Origin of the sequence: Neisseria sp. N95_16, assembly GCF_002551535.2 — a bacterium.
Classification (GTDB): Bacteria; Pseudomonadota; Gammaproteobacteria; order Burkholderiales; family Neisseriaceae; genus Neisseria; species Neisseria brasiliensis.
Genome location: NZ_PDBT02000086.1, coordinates 1 through 8,946 on the forward strand (window position 1 = coordinate 1; position 8,946 = coordinate 8,946).

At 52.0% G+C, this 8,946-nt stretch carries 5 protein-coding genes and 3 pseudogenes; 7 read left to right on the forward strand and 1 reads right to left on the reverse strand.

From position 1 onward, the window contains the following. The 7 genes and pseudogenes from CRG49_RS11265 to CRG49_RS11295 form a co-directional block, all read left to right on the forward strand. A pseudogene (locus CRG49_RS11265) lies at positions 1-78 on the forward strand (IS1595 family transposase); the annotation flags it as partial. 354 nt (positions 79-432) lie between these two features. Then, positions 433-1,068, forward strand: a pseudogene (locus CRG49_RS11270) (2Fe-2S iron-sulfur cluster-binding protein). 1 nt (position 1,069) lies between these two features. Further along, positions 1,070-2,698: an FAD-binding protein gene (locus CRG49_RS11275; protein WP_095502162.1), complete on the forward strand. Its 1,629-nt coding sequence runs from the start codon at positions 1,070-1,072 to the stop codon at positions 2,696-2,698. After that, entirely contained in the window at positions 2,695-3,951 is a 1,257-nt protein-coding gene (locus tag CRG49_RS11280) for an NADH-quinone oxidoreductase subunit F (protein WP_095502161.1), read from the forward strand. The genes CRG49_RS11275 and CRG49_RS11280 overlap by 4 nt, the downstream gene beginning before the upstream one ends. A 305-nt stretch (positions 3,952-4,256) precedes the next feature. Next, positions 4,257-5,705, forward strand: a pseudogene (locus CRG49_RS11285) (DASS family sodium-coupled anion symporter). A gap of 258 nt (positions 5,706-5,963) precedes the next feature. Next, positions 5,964-7,370 carry a Trk system potassium transporter TrkA gene (gene trkA / locus CRG49_RS11290; protein ID WP_095502163.1) on the forward strand — a complete coding sequence of 469 codons (1,407 nt, stop codon included), beginning with the start codon at positions 5,964-5,966 and terminating at the stop codon, positions 7,368-7,370. A 121-nt stretch (positions 7,371-7,491) separates the two neighbouring features. Beyond that, complete coding sequence (locus CRG49_RS11295; protein WP_095502160.1) at positions 7,492-8,199, forward strand: SIMPL domain-containing protein; 708 nt, start codon at positions 7,492-7,494, stop codon at positions 8,197-8,199. Positions 8,200-8,294: 95 nt separating this feature from the next. Here CRG49_RS11295 and CRG49_RS11300 read toward each other — a convergent pair whose 3' ends face one another. Continuing rightward, positions 8,295-8,867, reverse strand: coding sequence for a M48 family metallopeptidase (locus tag CRG49_RS11300; protein WP_255408381.1), 573 nt, complete (start codon positions 8,865-8,867; stop codon positions 8,295-8,297). Positions 8,868-8,946 lie beyond the last annotated feature (79 nt).

Consider the following 8,946-nt stretch of genomic DNA (forward strand, 5'->3'; position numbering starts at 1 on the left):
ACGGAGTTTAGGTTTAACCACCGGCATGAAGATTTAGGTAAAATATTAATGAAGATGCTTCGAAATAACCCAATTTAATATTTTTGCTTCCTAAGCCCCTTATAAATAATGATATTTATTCTTAAACATAATCCTAGTTTACTTCAATGTCCATTTATTATGAAATTATTTTTCTTTGATAATCAGTTTTTTAGTATTCAGACGGCCTAAAATCACGTTTTTTTTGTTCACAATCCTTCAGACGGCCTCGTCATCCCCCCCTACCATCAAATTTACCTTAATTTCTCCTACACTTATTCCATCAAATAAGCCTTGATTTATAACGAAAAATGCCTGACAAGTTTACTCAGGTTTTAAAAATCAAAGCCACGTAATAAAAATACAAAGCAACACACCACCATTACTTTTTTTCTTTTCAACAGGACACAACCCATGAGTGATTTGATTACCCTCACCATCGACGGCCACGAAGTACACGCTTCGCCCGACTCGTCCATTATTCAGGCCTATGCCCGTGCCGGCAGCGCGATTACCGCCAACGTCGGTTGTATGGGTCAAGGCGTGTGCGGCTCATGCCGCTGCATGGTGCGCAAAGAAGGCGGACGCGATATCACCACCGCCCTTGCCTGCGAAACCAAAGTCGAAGCCGGTATGCAGGTGAGCTTTATTGATTACTTTATCCCCGAGCATATTCAATATTACGACATCAAAGAAATCGGCGACGGCTGGAACTGACTCGACGACACCGCCAAATCTTTCCCCGAAGCGCAAAACTGCCGTCACTGTGGCGGCTGCAACCGCGCCTGCCCGAAAGGCTTGCAAGTTGAAAACGGTGTGGCGCAAGTAGTCTTGGGCGATTTTGGTGCGGCAGCTGATACCTTCGACCAATGCGTGATGTGTAATTTATGCACGCTGGCCTGCCCTGAGCATATCCGCCCCAACCACTTGGGCTTGTTTGCCCGCCGTATGAAAGCCGCGCGTACATTACGTCCGGTAGATTTAATGCGCCGTCTGCGCGAAATCGACAGCGGCAAAATGCGCGTGGAATTTGAAGAGGAGGCCGTCTGAAATGGAAAAGCAAGTAACCGGTATTGATTACGAAACCGCACTGGCCAATCTGCGTGCATCATCATTGGAAATGCGCACCGATTTGCCGCCGAAAGACGAATTATTAAGCCGCTACCACTCCGATTACCAACCGAGCGCGCGCGTGAAGCTGCCGATTGGCCCGAATGCCGGCGACTATTGTCACCCTGATTTGGCCAAACTCTTAATCAGCCAGCCCTTGATTGACGATTACGATTTATCGCGTGCCGAACACGTTCACACTGATGTATTGGTGATTGGTGGCGGCGGTGCGGGGGCGGCGGCGGCGTTGTCGGCCAGCGAGACCGGTGCCCGCGTGATGATGGCGAACAAACTGCGTATCGGCGACAGCAACACTGTAATGGCCGAAGGCGGCATCCAAGCAGCCGTCGGCGCGGAAGACAGCCTGCAGCAACACTTTGACGACACCATCAAAGGCGGCCACAACGCAGCGAAAAAAGCCTTGGTCGCGCAAATGGTCACCGATGCGCCATCGGCCATCCGTTGGCTGATTGGCTTAGGTATGACCTTCGATTTGGCGCAAGGCGCCGACAGCAACGGCCATTTGAGCCGCAAACGCGCCGGCGGCACCACCGTGCCACGCATTCTGCACTACCGCGACTTTACCGGCTTGGAAATGATGCGCGTGTTGCGTGAAGCGGTGGAGCTCGACGAAAACATCACCCAGCTCAACCGCCATCCGGCCATTGAATTATTGTCTGACGAACACGGCCGCTGTGTCGGTGCGATTTTGTACGATTTGGAAAAACGCAGCCTGCTGTTGGTACACGCCAAATCTGTGGTATTGGCAACCGGCGGCTCAGGCCGTCTGCATTTGCAGGGTTTTGCCACATCGAATCACTACGGCGCCACCGCCGATGGTTTGGTGATGGCCTACCGCATTGGCGTGAAATTGCGCGATGTCGATTCCTTCCAATACCACCCAACCGGCGTGGCGCATCCGCCGCATTTGGCCGGCGCGTTGATTTCGGAAGCCGTGCGTTCGGCCGGCACCAAATTGGTGAATGGTTTGGGCGAGCGTTTTGTGGATGAACTGCAACCGCGTGACGTAGTGGCTGCCGCGATTTTGCGCGAAGTGGCCGAAGGTCGCGGCGTGGTGCGCGACGGTCAAGTCGGCGTGTTCTTGGATACCCCGCGCCTGATTGAAAACGATCCCGAAGTGTTGAACCGCTTGGTGACTTTAGGCCACGTTGCCCACAAATGCGGCGTGAATCCGAAAGTCGAACCGATGATGATTCATCCGACGCTGCACTACCAAAACGGCGGCATGGAAATCAACAGCGACGGCTCAACCACCGTACCGGGTTTATACGCGGCAGGAGAAGTGACCGGCGGCATTCACGGCCGCAACCGCCTGATGGGCAATGCCCTGCTTGACATCATCAGCTTCGGCCGACGTGCCGGTGTGGCAGCAGCCAACTGCGGCTTACCATTGAAAAAAGTGCGCGGCGGTGTCGATCATGTGCATGATTTGCAACGTGAAATGACCCGCGCCGGTTTGACCAGCGATGTCAAAGCGCCGGTATTGTATCCGGATTACGGCACATTCGATTTACGCGAACACGCAGGCTTGCAGGAGGTGCAATCATGAATCAGGCCAACCAAAACTTATTACACCCTGCCCACCGAGTGGGCGCGGATTTAGCCGCTTGGCGCAATGTCGGCGGTGGCGAAGGCTTGCTGGCGGCATTGGCCGACCCGCAAAACATTGTGTCCAAACTGCAAGAAGCCAACTTGTGCGGCATGAGCGGCGCGGGTTTTCCGACTTGGCGCAAATGGGAAGCAGCGGTGACTGCACAAAGCAAAAACGGCGACAAATACATCGTATGCAATGCCAATGAAGACGAACCGGGCACATTTAAAGACCGCGTCTTACTGGCGCAAACCCCACACCAAGTAATCGAAGGCGTGTTGATTGCGGCGGTTGCCTGCCGCGCCAACAAAGCGGTGCTGTATGTGAACCCGCACCAAACCGAATCGATTGCTTCCTTGATTCCGGCGATTGAGCAATGGAAACAAAGCGATCTGTTTATCCGCATTGAAAACTATCTGGGCAAACCTTTGGATTTGCAGCTGGTGGAAACATCCGGCCGTTACATCGGCGGTGAAGAAACCGCGGTGATTTCATGGCTGGAAGGCGGTTTCCCATTCCCGCGCCGCAAGCCGCCATTTCCTGCCGAAAGCGGTGTCAACGGCGAACCAACGCTGATTAACAACACCGAAACTTTCGCCAATATCCCGCAGATTTTGGCAAAAGGTGCAGAATGGTACCGCAGCTTGGGCTTGGGCGATGCTGTCGGCACCAAGTTGTATTCCTTATCGGGCGACGTGTTGAACCCGGGCTTATACGAATTACCGATGGGCACCACGCTTTACACGCTGATTTTTGAATACGGCGGCGGTATGCTCGAAGGCCGCACTTTCAAAGCCGTGTTTACCGGCGGCCCGTCAAACACCTTGCTGACGGCCAAAGATTTGGATGTGCCGCTGGATTTCGTGTCCGTGCGCGAACGCAAATCCAGCCTCGGCACCGGTGCGATGATTGTGATTTCGGAAGGCACCAGCGTGGTGCGTAAGGTGTCGGAATACGTGGAATTTTTCGCGGCCAACTCTTGCGGCCAATGCCCGCCGTGCAAAGGCGGCACCTTCCAATTGTCTCGCCTGCTCAACCGTGTGGACACCGGCATCGGCACCGCCGACGACTTGCGCGCTTTGCAAAGCCTGTGTCAACTGCTGCCAAGAAGCGGCCGCTGCGGCTTGATTGACGGCGCAGTCACCGTGTTGCAAAGCTCATTGCGTACCTTTCCGGAAGAATACGGTTTGGCGCCGAGCGAACACGAATAAACCTAGCTTTCAGACGGCCTTGAAACCTTTATTGCTTAAAAGACCGTCTGAAAATTGATGTATGTCATCAATCCTTTTAGTGTTGACTAAGATTTCAGACGGCCTCAAAGTTTTGCTCTATGATGCCGCCTGAATCGCTACCAAACATAAAAACCACACCAAAACAGGCTGCCTAGTTTCTTTCAAGGCCGTCTGAAAAACATAAGAAAAACATCAAACTGCACATTCTTTTAATCTTTCAGACGGCCTGATGAAAAAGGCCGTCTGAAAACAGTTTTGACGATACTTCTGATTGGAGATGAAACATGGGTTTTAAACCTATCCCTGCGGCGGTCGCGCTGGCGCTGACGCTGCTGATTTGGTTCGGCATTCCGGTGCCGGAAGGTGTGTCACCGCAAGCGTGGCATTTGTTGGCATTGTTTGTCGGCATCATCGCGGGCATCATCGGCAAAGCCATGCCGATTGGTGCGATGGCGATGTTGGCGATTACTTTGGTGGCGCTCACCGGCGTAACCGTACCTGAATTGGTGGACGGCGAACCGGTGAAAAATCCGGCCGGCCAAGCCATGAAAGATGCCTTGAGCAGCTTGAACAACTCGCTGATTTGGATGATTGGTGTCGCCATCATGATTTCACGCGGCCTGTTGAAAACCGGCTTAGGCGCACGCATCGGTTATCTGTTGATTTCATGATTCGGCAAACGCACCTTGGGCGTGGGCTACAGCTTGGCGATTGCCGATTTGTTTATCGCACCGGTTACCCCAAGTAACACCGCCCGCGGTGGCGCGATTGTGCACCCGATTATGAAATCCATTGCCTTGAGCTTTGATTCCAATCCGGAAAACGGTACAGAAGGCAAAATCGGTAAGTATCTGGCCTTGGTCAACTACCACGCCAACATCATCACCTACTGTATCTTCATCACTGCCACCGCGCCTAACCCTTTGGTGGTCGAGCTGGTTGCCAAAGCCACCAATTCCGACATCCACCTGACTTGAGGCACTTGGTTTATGGCCATGGTCGTGCCGGGCTTGGTTGCCTTGCTGATTATGCCGATTGTGCTGTATTTCCTGTATCCGCCTGAAATCAAGCAAGCGCCGAACGCCACCGCATTGGCCAAAGAAGAATTACACAAAATGGGCCCTATGCAGCGCAACGAAAAAATCATGCTGGGTATTTTCCTGTTGCTGCTGGTGTTGTGGGCAGGTGTGCCGGAAATGCTGTTTGGCGTAAAAATCGACGCTACGGCCACCACTTTCTTAGGCTTTTCATTATGTCTGCTCACCGGCGTATTGACTTGGGAAGACGCGCTGAAAGAAAAAGGCGCATGGGATACCATCGTTTGGTTTGCCGCCTTGGTGATGATGGCCAACTTCTTAAACAAACTGGGCTTAATCGGCTGGTTGTCTGACTACCTGCAAGCCGGTATTTCTAGCATGGGCTTGGATTGGGTCGGCGGTTGTGCCTTATTTGTGGCGGCTTATGTGTATTCACATTATATGTTCGCCAGCGGCACCGCTCACGTTACCGCCATGTTCGGCGCATTCTACGGCGCAGGTTTGGCCTTGGGCGCGCCACCTATGCTGTTTGCCTTGGTGATGGCCGCATCGACCGGCATCATGATGTCGCTTACCCACTACGCTTCAGGCTCATCACCGGTGATTTACGGCTCCAATTTCGTTACCATGCAAGAATGGTGGAAAGCAGGCTTTATCATGAGCGTGTTGGAATTGCTGATTTTCGGCACCTGGTAATCACTCCGGTAAACTGACCTAAAATCAACAAAGGCCCGAGACCTTTGCAAAATCCCTATCTTTGGCACATTTCTTCGTTGTGCGCTGCTCGAAAGCTTGCCTATCTTGATGATATGTCTGCGCTTTCTGCGCTGCTACAACTTTGAACTGTACTCAAATCTAGGGTTTTGTAAAGGTCTCAGGCCGTCTGAAAACTTCGTTTTCAGACGGCCTTTGTTATACAATAAACACATTCTGTTTCTCTCAAATTCAATCACCGTGAAAATCCTGATTCTCGGCAGCGGCCAAGTCGGCTCGACCGTTGCCCAAAACCTTGCTTCCCTGCCCAGCAACGATGTGACCATTGTCGATGTCGATGAAAAAGCCCTGCATCTGCTCAGCAGCAAGCTTGATGTGCAAACCATCATCGGCAACGGGGCATCGCCTTCCGTATTGGAACGCGCCGCCGCTGCCGATTCCGATTTGCTGCTCGCGCTGACCCGTAGCGACGAAACCAATATTGTTGCCTGTAAAATCGCTGCCGATATTTTCAATGTGCCCAACCGCATCGCGCGCGTGCGTTCGAGTGAATATTTGGAATACAGTTTTCCCAATAAAGAAGGCGAGGACAGCAACAGCCTGAACATCTTCGACATCACCGAAACCATCAGCCCCGAGCAATTGGTCACCGAGCAATTGGTCGGCCTGCTCAGCTACAGCAGCGCGTTGCAGGTGTTGAATTTTGCCGACAATAAAGTGCAGATGGTCATTGTGCAGGCGAGGCAAGGCGGTTTGCTGGTTGGCAAAGAAATCGCCGACATCAACGCCCACCTGCCCGAAGGCATCGACTGCCAAATCTGTGCCATCTACCGCAACAACCGCCTGATTGTGCCGTCATCAAAAACCGTGATTATCGAAGGCGATGAAGTGTTTTTTGTCGCCAACATCGACAATATTGATGCCATCATCCGCGAATTGCGACCGAAAGAGCAACGCAGCCGCCGCATCATGATTGCCGGCGGCGGCAACATCGGTTACCGCTTGGCCAAAAAGCTGGAAAACAAATACGACATCAAAATCATCGAATACAACGCCACCCGTGCCGAATGGTTGGCAGAAAATCTCGACAATACCTTGGTGCTGCACGGCTCGGCCAATGATGAATCGCTGCTTAACGAAGAATACATCGATGAAATCGATATTTATTGCGCGCTGACCAATGATGATGAAAACAACATCATGTCGAGCCTGTTGGCCAAAAATCTCGGCGCCAAACGTGTGATTGCCATTGTCAACCGCTCCAGCTACGTAGATTTATTGGAAGGCAACAAAATCGATATTGTGGTTTCACCACACTTAACCACCATCGGATCGATTCTGGCACACATCCGCCGCGGCGACGTAGTGGCCGTGCATCCGCTGCGCCGCGGTACGGCTGAAGCGATTGAAGTGATTGTGCACGGTGATGAAAATACTTCCGCCATTGTCGGCCGCAAAATCAGCGATGTTGACTGGCCGACCGGCTGCCATTTTGCGGCCTTGGTGCGCGGTGAAGAAGTGATTATGGGACACCACACCGATGAAATCCTGCAAGAAGGCGACCATGTGATTTTCTTCGTTTCCCGCCGCCGTGTGTTGCGCGAATTGGAAAAGCTGATTCAAGTAAAAATGGGCTTCTTTGGCTAACCAACCAGCGCGTAAAATATGATAAAGGCCGTCTGAAACACATTCTTTCAGACGGCCTTACACCATTTTGCATAACAATATGCTATATTATTACCTTATAACATCACCCAAAGGAAAAGCCATGTTCCGCCCAGCCTTAACTGCCTTATTACTCGCCGCCGCCCTACCTGTAGCCGCCGAGCCTTTACACTACAACATCGTTGAGTTTTCCGAAAGCGCCGTAATGGAAGTACCACGCGACACCATGACCGCCCGCTTTCAAGTACGCGCCGAAGGCAAAGAGCGACAAGCAGTGAATGCTGCTTTTATCAAAAAATTCAACAGTTTCAACCGCCAAGCCAAAAACAGCGCCTTCAAAACCGAATTGCTCAGCCGCAATGTTTCGCCGCGTTACCAATACACTAACGGCAAACGCACCCAAACCGGTTGGGAAGAACGCGCTGATTTCAAAGTGGAAAGCAAAGATTTCGCCGCACTCAACCGCCTAATTGCCGAAACCCAAAACGATGCCCATGTCCAATACACCCATTTCAGCGTATCCAAAGAAAAACGCGAATCGGTGATTGACGAAGTGAGCAAGTCCGCCATCACCCGCTTCAAACAACGCGCCCAAACCTTGGCTGAAACCTTAGGCCACCGCGATTACAAAATCGTCAAAATCAACTTAGGCCACATTGGCAGCAACAGCGTACAATCAGAAAACATGGCAGCAGGCAGAATGTACCGTACCGCCGCACCAGCGTCTGCCATGATGGCGGATACAGTAGAAACCACATCACCAGGTTCGGAAGAAATCAGCATTACGGTTGATGGTTCGATTCAGATGTAAGGCTTCAGACGGCATCAGCCGGATTCATGATAAAAGGCCGTCTGAAACAGATTATTCGTTTCAGACGGCATCATTATTGCTATTTAATCCTCAAATCAACGTTTGCTGCGCTCGTAAATCGGCATCACTTCCGGCAACATTTTACGGATGGCGCTAATACGCGCATCGTTGGCCGGATGGGTCGACAATACTGAAATCGACGTACCGCTTTGCGCTTGATTCATTTTCTGCCAAACGCTGATGGCCGCTTGCGGATTGTAACCGGCCTGCGCCATCAAGCGCACACCGCCTGCATCGGCTTCATTTTCCTGACGGCGTGAAAACGGTTTGGTCGCCGCTAAATCCGTACCCAAACCAATCAAACTGCCATCAACACCAGTGGCGCTTGCCAAAATCGAACCGCCCAAGCCGGTCAACACTTGGCCGCCGATGGCTTTTTTGCTGTGTTCCAATAAGGCATGGGTCATTTCATGGCCGACCACAGCTGCAATTTCATCATCAGTAAGCTTCAAGCACTCGACCATGCCGGTATACATTGCCATTTTTCCGCCCGGCATCGCCCATGCGTTCATTTCGTTGCTGCGAATCACGCTCATCTGCCAGTTAAACGGCACACCCGTGCGGTTGGCCTGATTGGCGTATGGCTTACATTCGCATTTCAAGTGCAACGCTCAAATGCCATTGGCAAGGGCTGCTGAAAACAGATCACCCGGTGTCTCATAGTCCAATGTCTTTCTCGGTCGGCGG